We start from the raw sequence: 16,220 nt of genomic DNA, 5'->3' as shown, positions 1-16,220 counted from the left end.
AGAGTTCGGCCCCGTAACCGACGTCCTTCCCCCGGCCCCTGATGACGGCGAATCAGATCGCCAGTGTCTGCCGCGACATGAGGTGCGCGTCGTGTGCGTCCTGACCTGCCGGGCGGTTCAGTCGGCTTCCGTGGGCGGCGCGGGCGGACCGGTACCCCGACCCCGCCGCGCACCCTCCTCGCCGCTCGTTCCCGACGGGCCTTCCGCAGGCTGCGCTTCCCGTTCCGCACGCGCGTGCCGCTCCTGCCGCGAGGACTCGATGTCCCGCTCCAGCGGCGAGGTGTCCATGGCGGCCGTCAGATCCTGCAGCGCCCGCAGCAGGAGCTCCGCTCCGCGTCGCACCACCGGATCCATGCCGGAGCCGGCTCTCTCCCAGGCGTCGAGAGCCTTCTCGGTCCTGCCCCACACCGGGGCCCGCCACCCTCGCAGATCCCGTGCCCCGCGCTCGATGTCCGCCTGGAGCGATGCGGCGAACTCCTCGGCCTCCGGGACGGGCCGCGCTTCGCGTTCCGGCAGATGCGCCTCCAGGAGCATCGCCGCACGCCCCAGTGCCGTGAGCGCATCCTGGGCCTCCTGGGCCGCCTCGCGCGTGAGCCCGCCACGGTGCCGTACGGGCTCCTGCTTGGCGCGCTCGAAGGCTTCCTCCCACGCGGTTTGGTCCTCGCGGGCGGCCAGCAGCGCCCGGCGCACGTCCTTGCGGTGCCGGCCCGTGGGATCCGCGTAGCTGCCGACCACCGCCGCCGCGTACCGCCCGCTCGCGGTGAGCCAGTCCGCCAGCCGGTCCAGCAGCCGCGGAGTCTCCCAGGCCGGGAACACCAGGTAGGCGACCATCGCGAGCAGACCGCCGAGCAGGGTGAGCAGGACCCGGTCGCGCACCGTCTGGTGCCACTCCGCGCCGCCCATCCCGAGCAGGAAGACCACATACGCCGCGGCGAAGGACTGGGAGACCGCGTACCCGGTGCGCATCAGGAGGTACATCAGCGCGGCGGACAGCACGGCCAGGCACCCCGAGAGCGAAGCGTCCGGGTGGGCCAGCTGCACCACCCCGGTGGCCAGCGCCACGCCCACCAGGGTGCCGGCGAACCGTGCCACGGCGCGGGAGTAGGTCTGGTGGAAGTCCGGCCGCATCACCAACACCGAGGTGATGGGCACCCAGTAGCCGTGGCCGAGGGGGAGAGCGGTGCCGAGCAGGTAGCCGAGCGACGCCACCGCAGCGAGGCGTACGGCGTGCCGCAGTACGGGGGAGTCGCGGTCGAGTTCGCGGCGCAGCGCCCGAAGGATGACCGGTACCAGCCGGAACAGCGTCGGACGCAGCAGGGCCGGGGAAGCCGCCGCGTCGTGGGACCCGTCGGACGTGTCGTGGGTCCGTCCACTGCCGGCGATCTCCGCGACCTCGTCGAGCTGACCGGCCAGCCGGACCGCGGCCTGCCGCGCCGGCCCCTCCAGCGGATCGTCCTCCGTGACGCGTACGCCCTCCGCGGGCATCCGGACCGGGCCGTCGCGACGGATCGAGCGGGCCGCGCCGTCCAGAATGCCCGCGGCCGAGTTCAGTACTTCCCGGGCCCGGTCACGCCCCGGCCCTTCCTCCGGGGCTCCCACCCGGGGGTCGGCGAGGGAGGCCAGAACCGGTCGGATGCGCTCGGCCAGACCCCGGGGGCCGTGCAGCGCGGCAGGCCGTCTGCGTGCCTGCGACGGCGTGACGGTGGCGGCGCTGCGGGCCGTCATCATCGGCTCCGGGTCGAACGGCGCCACCGGGTCGTGGCGAAGCCGCCTGGCGTAGTCCGCCACCGCGGCGAAGGCGTCGGCGAGCGCGTCGCGGTGCTCGCCCCATCTGCGGATCGGGAACAGGAGGATGAGCGTCGCCTGCACCGCTCCGCCGAACGCGATGACCGCGGCGTGCTCCAGCGCGTCGGCCACGCTCGTGGGCAGGGTGACCGTCACCAGCATCATGGCCACCGTCGTCGCGGCCACGATCCCGGCGGTCGGACCGACGGACCATGCCATCCCGGCGAGGAAGGCCCAGAGGGCGAGCAGCAGCAGGAACGGCAGGGTGTACGCCGCCGCGAGATAGCCGAGGAAGGTACTGAGAGCCAGCCCGGCACCGGCGGCGAGCGCCACGACCTTTCGCGGGCGCCAGCTCCGCTGGAAGGTGGCGGTGCCTGCGGAGAAGGCGCCGAACGCGGCGGACGCGGCGAACGCCGGGGAGACCAGCGACAGCGCGAGGCCGATCACGATCGCCACGCCGGCCGCCGCGCGCAGCGCGACCAGGGGTTCGAGCCGCGTCCGCTCGATCGTCAGCCCGGAGCGCACGATCTCCCTCAGCGCCCGCAGCCACGTCACCCGGCCGAGCTTAGGACGGAAGCGGGCGCTGTCCGCAGGAGCCGCACCGGGGAGCGCCGGAGTCGGCCCCGCGTTGTCTGATGCAGCATCAGGCAGCCCCGTTCCGCGGCGGCGTGGCCATTCCGTGCCCCTCGGCCGCGTCGTTCCTCCGGCCCGGAGCACCGTCCGGCCATCGCGTCCGGCGAGAGCCCGGGGGAGCCTCCTCGGGCGCGGAGTGATGCCTCCCGGGGCACCGCCGGCTCGGGAGGCAGACACACAGCGCGAAGGCCCCTCGCCGCCGGTGGCCACGTCCGCTGTCGCCCTCATCGGCGGGGACGAGCCGATGGGGCGGCAATGCGCCACGCAGACCCGCAGCCCTGCCGTCCGTACGGGGCAAACCGACGGCTCAGCGAGCGCGATGCCTGTTCACAGCGGTGCGGTCGCCGCGCGTGGCAGGTCGCAGGAAACTGGAGGGAACGGGTGCATTCACCGTGTTCCCTGTGCTCTCGGATCCGGTGGGCCCCGGTCTTGTCGAGGAGGTGGCCGCCCATGGCGGAGCAGACCAGAAGCAGCTCGTCCGGTGCCGGACGAAAGGGAGAGGCGACGTTGCAGTCCGGCGAGACCGGGCCCGGCACGCCGCCGGGGAGCCGGGGGAAGACCACCCTCGCCGACGGCGTGGTGGCGAAGATCGTCGGTACCGCGGCACGGGAGGTGCCGGGCATCCACGCACTGGGCGGCGGACTCGCCCGCACCATGGGGGCCGTACGCGACCGGGTACCGGGCCGAGGCGGGCAGGTGACCCGCGGGGTGAATGTGGAGGTCGGTGAGCGCCAGACCGCCGTCGACCTCGACGTGGTCGTCGAGTACGGCACACCCATCGCCGAGATCGCCGCCGAGACCCGCGAGAACGTCATCGCCGCGGTGGAGCGCATGGCGGGCCTGGAAGTCGTCGAGGTGAACATCGCCGTCGATGACATCCATCTGCCGGACGAGGAGGACGAGGAGGAAGAGGGGCAGACACGGGGACGCGTGCGCTGAGCGGGGAGACCTTGCTCGCCGCATCCGAAGGGCAAGCGGCTCCGGGGAGTGCACCTCGTGGAGGCCGAACGGCGGCTCTCCGAGCGGGGGATGGGCTGCTGTGCTCGCTGGTGCCGCCGCCCGCAGCGGAGATCCCGTCGGCATGGGTGCCGCTGTGGGTGACGTGCGTTCGGGTCGTGCCGCGGGGCCCTGTGCTTCGACGGCGCCCCAGCAGACCTGTATGGAACGGGTCCTGGCGCCGTGTCACCTGAGCAGAGGTCACCAGGCGTGCGGAGGCGGGCTGTCTCCTCCGCCGAACGGGCGGCCTCCCGGCCGTGGCGCCGAAACGGGCGGGAAGGGCCGTGATGGACTGAACCGGCGGTGACCGCGCCGGCTCGGGGCCCACGGCACGGCGCCGTTCACCGCATTTTCCGATGGCGCGCCGAGCCGGGAACATCTGCGACCTCATTCGATCGACGCCATGAGAGATCGACGCCAGGAGAGGACGTGCGATGCGCACCCGGGCGAACGAGTCCCTCGCTTCCCTGTGCAGTGCGGCTGAGCGGTCCGGCTTCGGCGCGGCTCCTCCCGGCCCCGGTACGGCTCCGTCCGGCCCGTCGCGCGGGCCGGGCTCCGCAGGCACCGGCGCACCCGGTGCCTGCGACACCTTGGATGCCGATGCGGTGGACGCCGACGTGCCGGGCGCGGTCGACGTGGTCCTTGCCGCCGTACTGCGCGAGCGGGCCGCCGACGCGGTGGGGATCGATCACACCTTCGCGGCGGACCTCGTCGAGCGGGTCGCCCGCTTCACCCTGAGCGGCGGGAAACGTACGCGCTCGCAGTTCCTGTGGTGGGGGTTGCGGGCATGCGCCGGCGGCACCACCGCGGTGGAGGTGACGGCCGCCCTGCGGATCGCCGCCGGGCTGGAACTCGTCCAGACCTGCGCCCTGGTGCACGACGACGTCATGGACGGCTCCCCACTGCGCCGTGGCCGGCCGGCCGTGCACGCAGACCTGACGGCGCAATACGGTGCCGGGAGCGGTGACGGCGCCACGGAGCCGTTCGGTAGGGCGGCCGCCATTCTCGCCGGGGACCTCGCGCTCGCCTGGGCCGACGACACCGTCACCGAGACCGACCTGGCGCCTGCACCGCGCCGCCGGGTGGACGGGATCTGGCGGGCCATGCGCACGGAGATGGTCGCCGGCCAGTACCTCGATCTGCACAACCAGGTCACCCGCTCCCGTTCGCGGGAGCAGGCGATCCGCACCGCGTCCTTGAAGAGCGGGCGGTACTCCGTCGAGCGACCGCTGACTCTCGGAGCCGCCCTGGCAGGGGCCGATGAGAGCACCGGTCGCGCCCTGGGCGCCGCGGGCCGCTGCGCGGGGATCGCCTTCCAGCTCGGCGACGATCTGCTCGGGGTCTTCGGCGATCCGGACCGCACCGGCAAACCGTCCGGCGACGACATCCGGGAAGGCAAGCTGACCTACCTCGTCGCCGTCGCCCGGGCACGCGCCGAGGACGCCGGGGACGAGGCGGCAGGGGCGCTGCTCGACCGCTCCCTCGGAGACGCCGGTCTGTCGGACGACGACGTGGACCGGGTGCGCGAAGTGCTCGTCGCGACCGGAGCGCGTGCCGCCGTCGAAGCCGAGATCGGCCGGCTCGCCGCGGAGAGCGCGCGCCACCTGGACGAGGCGGGCGTGGAGCCCGGAGCGGGCGGCCGCCTGCGCGACTTGGTGCGCGCCATCGCCGGTGAGCGGGCCGCGGCCCGGCCGTGCGGCCCTGGCGGTGAGGGCTCCGGCGAGGAAACGACCGTCCCCCGCACCGCCGGAGGAGGCAGCCGATGAAGGTACTCAGCGGGCCCACGGACCACGTCGTGGTCGTCGGGGCCGGGCTCGCCGGGCTGTCGGCCGCCCTGCATCTGCTCGGTGCCGGGCGCCGGGTGACCGTCGTCGAGCGCGACGCACTGCCCGGCGGCCGTGCGGGCCGCATCGAACGCAACGGCTACCGCATGGACGCGGGGCCGACCGTGCTCACCATGCCGGACCTCGTCGAGGAGGCCTTCGCTGCGGTCGGCGAACGGCTCGCCGACCGCATGGAACTCATCGCCCTGCACCCCGCCTACCGCGCCCGGTTCGCCGACGGCACCCAGCTGGACGTGCACACCGACGCCGAGGCGATGGAGGCCGAGGTCGAGCGGTTCGCCGGGCCCGCCGCCGCGGCCGGCTACCGGCGGCTGCGCGAGTGGCTGGAGAAGCTGCACCGCGTGCAGATGCGCCGCTTCATCGACGCCAACTTCGACTCGCCGTTCCAACTGCTCCACCCCGACCTCGCCCGGCTCGCGGTCCTCGGGGGCTTCGGCCGCCTCGACGCCCGCGTCGGCCGGTTCCTCCCCGACGAACGGCTGCGCCGAGTCTTCACCTTCCAGGCCCTCTACGCCGGCGTGCCGCCCGCCCGCGCCCTCGCCGCTTACGCCGTCATCGCCTACATGGACACGGTCGCCGGGGTGTACTTCCCCCGCGGCGGCATGCACGCGCTCCCGCAGGCCATGGCGGACGCCGCCGCCGACGCGGGCGCCGACTTCCGCTTCGGCCGGCACGTCACCCGGCTGGAGCGCACCGGCGACCGGATCACCGCCGTCATCACCGACCAGGAACGCCTGCCGTGCGACGCGGTGGTCCTCACCCCGGACCTGCCGGTCAGCTACGGCCTCCTAGGACGGCAGCCGCGTCGCCCCCTCGCGCTGCGGCACTCGCCGTCAGCGGTGGTCCTGCACGCCGGAACCGACCGTACCTGGCCCCAACTGGCCCACCACACCCTCTCGTTCGGCGCCGCTTGGCGAAGCACGTTCCACGAACTGACGCGTTCCGGGCGCCTGATGACGGACCCTTCGCTGCTCATCACCCGCCCCACGACCACCGACCCGGGGCTCGCGCCGCCCGGCCGACACCTGCACTACATCCTGGCCCCCTGCCCCAACACCGACATCGGACCGGGCGCCCGCGAGTGGCGGGACCTCGCGCCCCGCTACCGGGACCGGCTGCTCACGACGCTCGACCGCCGCGGCCTCGACGGCTTCAGCTCAGCCATCGAGGAGGAGTGCCTGGTCACCCCGGCGGACTGGACCGCGGCAGGGCACGCCGCCGGCAGCCCGTTCGCCACCGCGCACACCTTCGCGCAGACCGGCCCCTTCCGCCCGCGCAATCTGGTGAACGGCACCGAGAACGCCGTGCTCGCGGGCTGCGGCACCACCCCGGGCGTCGGCGTGCCGACGGTCCTCCTCTCCGGCAAGCTCGCCGCCGCCCGCGTCACCGGCCCCCGGCCCCGACGCGTCGCGTCCCGAGCACCACGGCCGGCGGCGAAAGGTGTCCCGGCGTGACCGACCGCGAACTGGACGCAGCGGGCATCACCGATCCGGCACTGCGCGCCGCCTACGTGCAGTGCCGTCGCCTCAACGCCCGGCACGGCAAGACCTACTTCCTCGCCACCCGGCTGCTCCCCGTCGCGCGGCGCCCCGCGGTGCACGCCCTCTACGGGTTCGCGCGCTGGGCCGACGACATCGTCGACGACCTCGACAGCGACGCGACCACCGCGGAACGCGGCCGTGCCCTCGCCGCCCTGCAACGGCGGCTGGAGTCCGGGCTGCACCACGGAGACAGCGTCGAGCCGGTGGTCAGGGCACTGGCCCACACCGCACGCGTGTACGGCATCGACCACCGCCACTTCGCGGACTTCATGGCGTCCATGCGCAGCGACCTGGAGGTGACGGACTATCCGACCTTCGAGGACCTGAGCCGTTACATGCACGGGTCGGCCGCGGTGATCGGCCTCCAGATGCTGCCGGTCCTCGGCACCGTCGTCCCCCGCGAGGAAGCGGCGCCGCACGCGGCCGCCCTCGGTGTCGCCTTCCAGCTCACCAACTTCCTGCGGGACGTCGGCGAAGACCTCGACCGCGGCCGGGTCTACCTGCCGGCGGACCTGCTCGCCGCCCACGGCGCCGACCGCGAACTCCTGCACTGGAGCCGGGCGACGGGCGCCCGGGACCGGCGCATCACCGCCGCCCTCGAAGCCGCCGCCGACCTCACCCGCGGCGTCTACCGCGAGGCGGCCCCCGGCCTGGCAATACTCGACCCGGTCTCCCGCCCCTGCATCCGTACCGCGTTCGTCCTCTACGGCGGCATCCTCGACGCCGTACGCGACGACGGCTACGCCGTACTGCACCGCCGCGCGGCCGTGCCCCGCCGGCGCCGCCTCGCCGTGGCACTCGACGGGCTGACGCGCGTCGCCGCCGCCCGCCTGCGCGCGGCAGGCTTTCCCCGGCCGGCCCCGGCGCACCGGATGCCCGCTCCCGGGCGCATCCACGAGGAGGCGGCATGAGCGGCGCGGACCGCACGTGGCGGGGGCGTTATCCCCTGCGGCTGCGTCGTCGTCCCGTTCCGTGGGAGCGGCAGCAGCCCACCTGGCAGGACGCCAAGCCCGGCCTGATCGCCGCCGCCCTGAAGCGTGCGACGGCCCGTCCTTCCGGGAACTGGTACGTGGTCTGCGCCGCGCGCGACATCAAGCAGGGCCGTCCCTTCGGCCGTACCGTCGCCGGCACGGAAGTGGTGCTCTGGCGTGACGCGGGAGGGCGGCTGGTCGCGGGACCGGGGGCCTGTCCTCATCTGGGCGCGCCGCTCAAGGACAGCCCGGTGCGCTGCGGCACCCTCATCTGCCACTGGCACGGACTCGCCCTGGACGGCGCGCCGTTCGCGGGCTGGGAGCCCTTCCCGGCGTACGACGACGGCGTGCTGGCCTGGGTGCGCCTGGACGAGGCGGGGGCGGAGGAGCCCCTGGAACGGCCGGTCCTCCCCGAGCGTCCGCACCCCGCAGGAGCCGTCGCCGCGGTCTACACCGGCACCGGCGTGTGCGAACCGCAGGACGTGGTCGCCAACCGGCTCGATCCCTGGCACGGAGCGTGGCTCCACCCGTACTCGTTCGTCGATCTCAGCGTGGTGGACGTGCCTGCCGAGGGCGCGGGCCGGGACGGCTTCGTGCTGGACGTCTCCTTCAAGGTCGCCGGACGGGCCGTGGTGCCGGTCCGGGCGGTCTTCACCACGCCCGAACCCCGCACGGTCGTCATGCACATCACCGAGGGGGAGGGGCGTGGATCCGTGGTGGAGACACACGCCACTCCCCTCGGGCCGGACGGCCGGGGCAGGCCGCGCACCGCGGTCATCGAGGCGGTCGTCGCCTCCTCGGACCGGCCCGGCTTCGCCGTTGCCCGAGCCGCCGCGCCCGTGCTCCGCCCGTTGATGCGGGCGGCCGCCGGGCGCTTGTGGCGGGACGATCTGGCCTACGCGGAACGGCGGTGGGCCTTGCGCAGCAGCGGCCGCTTCCCGGGCTGATACGCGCCGCGTGCCTGCCGGCCGGAGTCAGCCGGCTCCCAGTCGGGCCACGGCCCGCAGCGCCACGGAGCGGCCCTTCTCCGGGACCGTCCACAGGACCTGGCCGCGTACGCCCCACCGTTCCAGCAGGGTGTTCGCGGCCAGGAACCCGGTGGTTGCCGCACGCTCCATCAGCGCCACCGGATACGGCGTGTGCACCAGATCGCCCGCCATCACCACGGACGGGTCGGGTGTGCGCACCGTGGGCCGGTCGGAGAAGCCGCCGACGGGGAACAGCGGGCAGTCCGCACGCCACTCGTGCCGGGCGTCGATGACCCCCGCCTTCCGCGTCTCCGGGTACACGCGCGCCAACTGCGCTGCCAAGCGGTCCTGTTCGGCGGTGCGGTCGGCTCCCGGATCGACCGCGTAGGCGTGCAGTTCCACCACCGAGCCACCGGTGCGCGCGGCCCAGCGGGCGGCGTCGCCCTCCCACCGCTCCAGCACGCTGACGTTGTCCAGCGGCCCGTAGCCGCTGGTGCCCAGGAACCCGGGGCGGTGTGCCGCCACCGGGCGATCCAGCCACAGCCGGGACACCAGGAACGGGGGCGCGCTGCGCAGCCGTGCCAGGCGGGCGCGCCACGGCGCGTCGCCCAGCCGCGGCGACGCGCCGGCCAACTGCCGCAGGCCGCCGGTGTCCAGTGCGAGGACCACCGCGTCGTGGTGCCGGGTGCGGCCCTCCGCTTCGACGACCAGCCCACCGCCCACCGCCGGCTGCACGCTCCCCACCTCCACGCCGGTACGCACCTGTGTGCCGTGCCCGGTCAGATAGCGGGCCAGCGGCTCCCACAGCGCCTGGGGAAAGGGCTCGCCCGGGACATCGAAGAGCAGTCCCTCGCTGGAGCCGAGGAAGTAGATGTGGAACATCAACACCAGCTCGGCGGCGGACAGTTCCCGAGGATCGGCGAAGAAGCTCCGGGAGAACACCTCGAACGCCAGATGGTGAGCGGCCTCCGGGAAACGGATGCGGGCCAGGAACTCCCGTGCGCTCAGGTCGTCGAACCGCTCGTACACCTCCGGCACCCGCACGTCGAGCAGCGGCAGCGCCGCCCCCGGATTCAGCCGCAGCAGGTCCTGCCAGCCGAACGCGGGACTGCGCGCGACGAAACCGAGGGCGCTCCACGGCGGGGTCCTGGGTACCCGCGCGAAGCTGTCGTACATCCCGCCGCTGTGCCGCAACGGATAGTCGGGCAGCGCGGTGAGCATCCGGAGCGACGGGTCCGCGCGGCGCAGCAGCCCCCGCAGGTTGTAGTACTGGCGGAAGAAGGCGTGGAAGCCACGGCTCATGGTCGTACGGGAGCCGTCCGCGAGTTCCACCGGCCAGCCCGCGAGCCGGCCGCCGAGCTGCTGCTCACGCTCGTACAGCGTGACGCGCGCGCCGCGTTCGGCCAGTGCCGTGGCCGCGGCGATTCCGGCGATGCCGCCGCCGATCACCGCCACGCCGGGCGCGCTTTCGGCGTTGAACCGGCGGCTGCCCGGCGCCGGCCACACCACCCGCGCCCGTCGGTCCCTGCCGCGGGCCGGAGCCACGGCCCCCGCCTCGACCACGCGGCTGCTCACCGCCGGCCCTCCGCGGCCCCCGGCGCGCGGGCAACGAAGGTGTGGGTGATGCCGGTCTGCCACCCCGGCAGGGGCAGCACCCGCACGGCCTCGAACCCGGCGCGGGCCACCCGCTCGCCGAATTCGGACGCCGTGTCGAACTCGACGACACTGCGCCACAGATGCCGGTACAGCTCCGCGTCCCCGGCGAGTCGCCCGGCCGGCATCACAATGCCGCGACACACCGCCGTCCACAGCGCGCGGTGACCGACGCTCCCGCCGAGGGAGTACTCGTGAACGGCCAGTCTGCCGCCGGGCGCGAGCAGATCGCGTACCGCGGCGAGAGCCCCGTCGGGGTCGGTGACATTGCGGAACAGATACGCCGCGAACGCGGCGTCGAACGGCCCCGCCACACCCGCCGCACCCAGCTCCTCCACGGTGGCGTGCACGAACGACACCGCGCGCGGCCAGGACTTGGCGGCCGCCCGCTCCAGCATCCCGGCCGACGCATCCACCGCCACGATCTCGGCACCGGGAGCCGCGGCGAGCAGCGCGGCGGTGGAGGCACCTGTGCCGCAGCCCAGATCGAGCAGGCGCATGCCCGCCCCGTGGCCGGGCAGCCGCAGCCGGCGGGCGGAGCGCCGCAGATCGTGGTGGTAGCCGGGATTCACCGCCACCAGCCGGTCGTAGGCACGGGAGGCATGGTCGAAGGCCGCGGACAGCTCGTCATCGCGCAGCAGGGTCATCTGACGCTCTCTTCCTGGTCGAAGGGCCGGTCCGGACGGCCGGACGCGGATCGTGCCGGGGACGGCCGTCTGGGCAGCCACGGGATTTCGAGTGCGGTACGCGCCATCGGCGCCATGGGCGTGTGCAGTCCGACGAGGAGGTCCTCCCACACCCGGGACCGGCCGTCGAGGAAGCGCAGCATCCGCTCCATCGGCAGGGCGCGGAACAGTCCGGTGAAGAACTCCGCCCCGTCCACCCGCCCGCTGTCCAGGGCACGCAGCAGCACCGCGTCCATCGCTCGGGACCGCCACGCGTGCGGGGGCGGCGGCGACGGCGGGCGCCCGGCCAGCAGATCGTCCGCGATCGCCGCGGTCTGGCGCTGTACTGCTGCGAACGTGTAGCCGGTCGAGGGGCGGGTGGCACCGCCCGCCGTGCCGATCCGCAGCACCGAGCGGCCCACGCGAGGGGGGAAGCGTGCGTCGGTCATCGGGATCACGCCCTGTTCCACGGCCGTGACGCGGAATTCGCCGAGCCCCAGAACGTCACCGGTGTAGTGGCGCAGTGCCCGGTCGTAGGCGGCGTCGTCGCTCACCGTCCGCGAGAACTCGGTGTGTTCCACCAGCGCTTCCCGTGGCCCCAGCGGCAGGACGTAGCCGAAGGACAGGCCGTGCGCGGGCTGCCGGGTACGGAAGTCCATCAGGTCCGCGACCCGCGGATCGAATGCCGGGCGGGCGGTGTGCAGGAACCAGCCCCGAAAGTGCTGGAGCAACGTCGTGCGCGCGGGCGGCAGATGAGACGGCGGGCGGGAGTCGAAAGCCCACCGGGCCCTGAGGCGCACCGGGTTGCCCGCCGCGTCCTGCCCGTGGACCTCCGCGCCGCCCGGCGCGTCGCGGACGCTGCGTACCGTGGCCTCGACCCGGCGGAAGCCGTCCACGTCCGACAGCCGCTCCCCGGTCAGGGTCTCGAAAGCCCTCGATCGGAGCATCTTGTACCGCAGGGGCGCCGGCCACCCCACGGAGGAGCCGCCGTCCCGGCCCCGTACCCGCAGCTGCTCCCACGACGCCGACAGCGCGGCGTCGTACTCGCCGCCGGGCCCTTCCCAGAAGCACCAGGTGCGCTCCGGTGGTCCGAGCGGACCGTGAGGCGCGTCGACGAGGATGACGGAGGGGCGCGCGGATCCGGCGGCCGCCGTGCACAGGCGGTGCGCGAGCGACAGACCTGCCGCACCCGCTCCCACGATGACGATGTCCGCGTCGCGCACCGCACCTCCTCCCGGACGATCGGCCCGGGCAGCTGACGCCAGGCCGGCTCCGGCGATCTTTCCGCAGAGCGGACGCGCACCGGCGCAGGCGGCGCCCGGGAAGGGGAGGTTCTGCCTCTCGCGGCCTATTGGCCGTGTTCTTCCGCAGGTGCCGCGAGTGGTGCGGTGCGGAGAGCGACCGTCCTCTTGACCGTGCGCCATCAACCGGTAAAGTCTAGACCAATTGGCGGATCGTTCGTGGCCGCTCATGCCCGGTGTCGGCGCCGGGTGGGGAGCGGTGCGGGATGGTCGCCGAGGAACACCTTCGCGTCACATCCACCCCCCAACGAGGCTTCCCGAGGCGGACGTTCGGCGCCCATCGGTGGCGTCAGGTCCCCTGTTCCCGCGCGGCGGCCTCCCTTCGCGAAAGGGTTGACATGAACAGGAAAAGAAGGCTGGCGCTCGCCATCGGCGCGGGCATCGCTCCGCTCCTCGTCGTGACCTTGCCCGCGAGCCCGGCGAGTGCGCACGGCTATGTGTCCTCACCGCCCAGCAGGCAGGCGCAGTGTGCGGCGGGCACCATCGAATGCGGCCCGATCAAGTGGGAGCCGCAGAGCGTCGAGGGCCCCAAGGGGCTGACGAGCTGCAGCGGCGGCAACAGTCAGTTCGCCGAACTCGACGATGACTCCAAGGGGTGGCGGGTCACCCCGGTCGGCTCGTCCGCGACCTTCAACTGGAAGCTGACCGCCCGTCACTCCACCAGCACCTGGCAGTACTACGTCGGCGGCCGCAAGGTCGCCGAATTCAACGACGGCGGCGCGCAGCCGCCGGAGACGGTCTCCCACAACGTCAACTTCGGCGGGGCGACCGGCAAGCAGAAGATCCTGGCGGTCTGGAACATCGCCGACACCGCCAACGCCTTCTACGCCTGCATCGACGTCAACATCGGCGGCTGACCGCCGGACACCGCTCCTCGCCCCGTTGCCGTTCCCGGGCAACGGGGCGTCAAGCCTGCCCGGCAGCCCCGACCGAGCCCCCGGGTCACCGTCCCGGCAACCCCGTGACGAGCGGTCGCCCGGCCCCGCGCCCACAGCAAGGTCCTCCCGCCAGATCCGTGCCGACACCCGCAAGCCGACCGGATCGCGAAGGAGTTGAGGAGTCACGGACCGGTAGTCTCGGCGCACTGATCGGATGGACTGAGCAACGGGCGGGTACGGAGAGACGGTAGGCGGTATTCAACGGTGCGGCGGAGGGGGCCGGATGCGGGCGGGGAACGAGCCCGGCGGTTCCCCGGCGGCGTCCGCGTGTCGGGTGTACGGCCGGCGCCCGGTCCGGCACCGGCCAGGTGGAGCGCGCCGATCGCGTCGGACGCACCCGTTACGATCGCCCCATTCGTGGCCGTCGCCGAGGCCGTCGCCGGGAGGAAGAGATGGGCCTGTTCCGCCGAGGACCCAAGCGGGATTCCCGCGACCTCGCACGCGATGAGGAATTCACCTTCTTCTCCGAGCGTGAGGGCGGCGTCTTCAGATCACAGGTCCGGCAGGCCTTCGCCGAGCAGGGACTCGAAGTCACCGCCTACGCGGGAGTCGTCACGGACTCCGCGGGCCGCCAGTTCGGCCTCGGCAACCTCGCCGCGGTGTGCCACCGCGACCGGCGCGGCGAACGCAGCTGGCCCGGCCTGATCCGCGATCACGTCGGCAAGGTGCTGCGCACGATGGACGGGCCGCAGCCGCTGGAGATCCTCTCCGAGGACGAGATCCGCGCCTGCCTCTACCCCCGCGTGGTCGCCCAGGAGACGCTGCCCGCCTCCGACTCCTTCCGGTACGGCAAGCAGCCGGCTCCCGGGCTGCGCGAAGTGCTCGCGCTCGATCTGCCCGAGGCGGTGCAGATGCTGAGCGAGGACTCCCTGGCCGACCTCGGGGACGTCGCCGAACTGCGTATTCGCGCGATGAACAATTTGCGGTCGCTGCCGGTCGAGGGGCACGAGACGGTACGTCGCGGCGACGGATCGGCCTTCGAGGTGCTGCTCGGCGACTCCTTCTTCACCGCGAGCCGGGTGCTGGTGCTCGACGAACTGGTGCAGCGGATCATGGGCTGTGAACTCACCCCGGACGGGGCGCTGGTCGCGATGCCCTTCCGGCACCAGCTGGCGTTCCACCGCATCCAGGACGCCCAGGTCATCCCGGCGCTTCAGGCCATGGCGCAGTTCGCTGCGGCCGGTCACGAGGACGCGGCGGGGGCGATCAGTCCCAACGTCTTCTGGTGGCGCCGAGGTGTGATGACCCCGCTGAGCGAGCCGGACGGTGAGGGCTTGCGCGTGGTCGTCGACCTCGACTTCCAGGACATGCTGGAGCGATTGGTGGGAGACGACGTCTGAAGCGGGGCGCGGGTGAAAATCTCTTCGCGAAATCTTCACGACCCGGGAACTCGCGCCCCTGCCTGCCCGTTGTCCGTGGTGAGGCCCCGTGTCATCCCCCGTGCGCGGGGCCTCACCAGCTTTCGGTCCGCGACCGCGTACCTGTCGTCGTCACGGCACCCTGCCGGCCCCGGCGCGCCCCGCTTCAGTCGACGAGCCGCTCGCTCTCCTCGTCGGTGAACAGCCGGGAGCGGATCAGGAACCGCACCCCCTCCGGTGCCTCCAAGGAAAAACCGCTGCCGCGTCCCGGCACGACGTCCACGGTCAGATGCGTGTGCCGCCAGCGTGCGAACTGGTCCGCCGACATCCAGAAGCCCACCGGCTCCGGTACCCCTTCCACGGCGAGCCGGGCCAACAGCACATCCGAGGAACCCGTACGGAATTCCCCTGCCGGGTAGCACATGGGCGCGCTGCCGTCGCAGCAGCCGCCGGACTGGTGGAACATCAGCGGCCCGTGCTGCTCCCGCAGCAGGCGCAACAGTTCGACGGCCGCCATGCTGAGCGCGATCCGCGAGGTGCCCTCGGCGACCGCGGCATCCGCTCCGTCGGCGGGGCGCGGGGCGTCCGGGGCGGGGCCGCCGGCAGCGGCGTCCTGCGCCGTCATCGGCGCACCGGCCTCTTCGCCGAGCAGCTGACCCGCAGCTTCTTCTCGTATCGGTACACGCCTCGTCCTTTCGCCTGGCCGCCGGCCGGTGATCCCGCCCGGTCGGCGTCGGGAGCGCCGCTACGGGCCACGTTCGGAAACGGCCGGAGCCCGTCCGCCTTCCGTTCGCCCGAATCGCCACCAGGACGGGAGTACCCAGCTAACGCCGCCCAAGGTTGCGCGGAGGTTGCACGCCTCACACCAGGGGCCGCCCCGCCCCGCCGGGTGAGCCGTGTCTCACCGGGCCGCTGCCTCTTGTCTATGCAACGAGTTGCATAGAAGGATCGGGGTATGGCGCTCGACCACGCGATCCTCGTCTCCCTGCTGGAGAAACCGGGCTCCGGCTATGAGCTGGCCCGGCGGTTCGAGCGGTCCATCGGATACTTCTGGACCGCCACCCACCAGCAGATCTACCGCGTTCTCAAGCGGATGGAGAGCGATGGCTGGATCGATGTGCGCGAGGTGCCGCAGCAGGGCAGGCCGGACAAGAAGGAGTACTCCGTCGCCGACCTCGGCCGGACCGCACTCTCCGACTGGCTGCACGCGCCGATCGAACCGGAGAGCGTCCGGCACGACCTCGCCGTGAAGATCCGCGGCGCGGCCTTCGACGACCCGGCCGCGCTGATCCGCGAGGTCGAGCGGCATCACCAGGCACACAGCGACCGCCTCGCGCACTACCTCGCGGGGGAGCGGCGCGACTTCCCCGACCCCGAGGCACACGGGCCGCCCGACGCGGGCCGGGAGCTCCAGCATGTCGTGCTGCGCGGCGGCATCGCCTACGAGCGCATGACGCTCGCCTGGCTGGACGACGTCCTCGCCACCCTCCGCCGACTCCGACCCGAGCACTGAATCCGGGTCGACGCGCCACCAGCCCGCAGCTCTCACACCTCAACCCTCACCCTC

13 protein-coding genes are annotated in these 16,220 nt (G+C 73.3%); 8 read left to right on the top strand and 5 right to left on the bottom strand.

The features are described 5' to 3' along the window. Nucleotides 1-117: 117 nt before the first annotated feature. Complete coding sequence (locus tag ACGFZW_RS03530) at nt 118-2,340, bottom strand: FUSC family protein (RefSeq protein ID WP_393891345.1); 2,223 nt, start codon at nt 2,338-2,340, stop codon at nt 118-120. Nucleotides 2,341-2,868: 528 nt separating this feature from the next. Between ACGFZW_RS03530 and ACGFZW_RS03525 the strand changes: the two genes are divergently transcribed. From ACGFZW_RS03525 to ACGFZW_RS03505, 5 genes are all read left to right on the top strand, one after another. Next, entirely contained in the window at nt 2,869-3,357 is a 489-nt protein-coding gene (locus ACGFZW_RS03525) for an Asp23/Gls24 family envelope stress response protein (protein WP_393891344.1), read from the top strand. Nucleotides 3,358-3,848: 491 nt separating this feature from the next. Beyond that, entirely contained in the window at nt 3,849-5,180 is a 1,332-nt protein-coding gene (locus ACGFZW_RS03520; protein ID WP_393891343.1) for a polyprenyl synthetase family protein, read from the top strand. After that, nucleotides 5,177-6,712, top strand: a complete 1,536-nt coding sequence (locus tag ACGFZW_RS03515) for a phytoene desaturase (RefSeq protein WP_393891342.1) — start codon at nt 5,177-5,179, stop codon at nt 6,710-6,712. Before ACGFZW_RS03520 ends, ACGFZW_RS03515 begins: the two co-directional genes overlap by 4 nt. Beyond that, nucleotides 6,709-7,710, top strand: coding sequence for a phytoene/squalene synthase family protein (locus tag ACGFZW_RS03510; RefSeq protein WP_393891341.1), 1,002 nt, complete (start codon nt 6,709-6,711; stop codon nt 7,708-7,710). Before ACGFZW_RS03515 ends, ACGFZW_RS03510 begins: the two co-directional genes overlap by 4 nt. Continuing rightward, nucleotides 7,707-8,717 (top strand): DUF5914 domain-containing protein, encoded by a 1,011-nt coding sequence (locus ACGFZW_RS03505; protein ID WP_393891340.1) that lies wholly within the window; start codon nt 7,707-7,709, stop codon nt 8,715-8,717. Before ACGFZW_RS03510 ends, ACGFZW_RS03505 begins: the two co-directional genes overlap by 4 nt. 27 nt (nt 8,718-8,744) lie before the next feature. Here ACGFZW_RS03505 and ACGFZW_RS03500 read toward each other — a convergent pair whose 3' ends face one another. The 3 genes from ACGFZW_RS03500 to ACGFZW_RS03490 are packed head-to-tail and all read right to left on the bottom strand — an operon-like array spanning nt 8,745 to nt 12,279. Further along, nucleotides 8,745-10,313 carry an FAD-dependent oxidoreductase gene (locus tag ACGFZW_RS03500; RefSeq protein ID WP_393891339.1) on the bottom strand — a complete coding sequence of 523 codons (1,569 nt, stop codon included), beginning with the start codon at nt 10,311-10,313 and terminating at the stop codon, nt 8,745-8,747. Then, complete coding sequence (locus ACGFZW_RS03495; RefSeq protein WP_393891338.1) at nt 10,310-11,038, bottom strand: class I SAM-dependent methyltransferase; 729 nt, start codon at nt 11,036-11,038, stop codon at nt 10,310-10,312. Before ACGFZW_RS03495 ends, ACGFZW_RS03500 begins: the two co-directional genes overlap by 4 nt. After that, the gene (locus ACGFZW_RS03490; RefSeq protein ID WP_393891337.1) at nt 11,035-12,279 is read right to left on the bottom strand and encodes a lycopene cyclase family protein; all 1,245 of its coding nucleotides are present in this window, start codon (nt 12,277-12,279) and stop codon (nt 11,035-11,037) included. Before ACGFZW_RS03490 ends, ACGFZW_RS03495 begins: the two co-directional genes overlap by 4 nt. Nucleotides 12,280-12,695: 416 nt before the next feature. Here ACGFZW_RS03490 and ACGFZW_RS03485 point away from each other — a divergent pair, with 416 nt between their 5' ends. Further along, nucleotides 12,696-13,214, top strand: coding sequence for a lytic polysaccharide monooxygenase auxiliary activity family 9 protein (locus ACGFZW_RS03485; protein WP_393891336.1), 519 nt, complete (start codon nt 12,696-12,698; stop codon nt 13,212-13,214). Nucleotides 13,215-13,687: 473 nt separating this feature from the next. Next, nucleotides 13,688-14,635, top strand: a complete 948-nt coding sequence (locus tag ACGFZW_RS03480) for a hypothetical protein (protein ID WP_393891335.1) — start codon at nt 13,688-13,690, stop codon at nt 14,633-14,635. Between the two features lie 184 nt (nt 14,636-14,819). Here the strand turns inward: ACGFZW_RS03480 and ACGFZW_RS03475 are convergent, their stop codons facing one another. Then, nucleotides 14,820-15,170, bottom strand: coding sequence for a DUF779 domain-containing protein (locus ACGFZW_RS03475; protein ID WP_393891806.1), 351 nt, complete (start codon nt 15,168-15,170; stop codon nt 14,820-14,822). Nucleotides 15,171-15,608: 438 nt separating this feature from the next. Between ACGFZW_RS03475 and ACGFZW_RS03470 the strand changes: the two genes are divergently transcribed. Next, nucleotides 15,609-16,166 carry a PadR family transcriptional regulator gene (locus ACGFZW_RS03470; protein WP_393891334.1) on the top strand — a complete coding sequence of 186 codons (558 nt, stop codon included), beginning with the start codon at nt 15,609-15,611 and terminating at the stop codon, nt 16,164-16,166. Nucleotides 16,167-16,220 lie beyond the last annotated feature (54 nt).

The sequence above is a fragment of the Streptomyces sp. NPDC048248 genome (assembly GCF_043201875.1).
Lineage (GTDB): Bacteria > Actinomycetota > Actinomycetes > Streptomycetales > Streptomycetaceae > Streptomyces.
This window is presented reverse-complemented; position numbering and strand designations above follow the sequence as displayed.

Coding starts and splice junctions, on each gene's coding strand:
- ACGFZW_RS03470 (WP_393891334.1), top strand. CDS start 15,609: ATGGCGCTCGACCACGCGATCCTCGTCTCCCTGCTGGAGAAACCGGGC.
- ACGFZW_RS03525 (WP_393891344.1), top strand. CDS start 2,869: ATGGCGGAGCAGACCAGAAGCAGCTCGTCCGGTGCCGGACGAAAGGGA.
- ACGFZW_RS03475 (WP_393891806.1), bottom strand. CDS start 15,170: ATGGCGGCCGTCGAACTGTTGCGCCTGCTGCGGGAGCAGCACGGGCCG.
- ACGFZW_RS03480 (WP_393891335.1), top strand. CDS start 13,688: ATGGGCCTGTTCCGCCGAGGACCCAAGCGGGATTCCCGCGACCTCGCA.
- ACGFZW_RS03485 (WP_393891336.1), top strand. CDS start 12,696: ATGAACAGGAAAAGAAGGCTGGCGCTCGCCATCGGCGCGGGCATCGCT.
- ACGFZW_RS03505 (WP_393891340.1), top strand. CDS start 7,707: ATGAGCGGCGCGGACCGCACGTGGCGGGGGCGTTATCCCCTGCGGCTG.
- ACGFZW_RS03515 (WP_393891342.1), top strand. CDS start 5,177: ATGAAGGTACTCAGCGGGCCCACGGACCACGTCGTGGTCGTCGGGGCC.
- ACGFZW_RS03495 (WP_393891338.1), bottom strand. CDS start 11,038: ATGACCCTGCTGCGCGATGACGAGCTGTCCGCGGCCTTCGACCATGCC.
- ACGFZW_RS03520 (WP_393891343.1), top strand. CDS start 3,849: ATGCGCACCCGGGCGAACGAGTCCCTCGCTTCCCTGTGCAGTGCGGCT.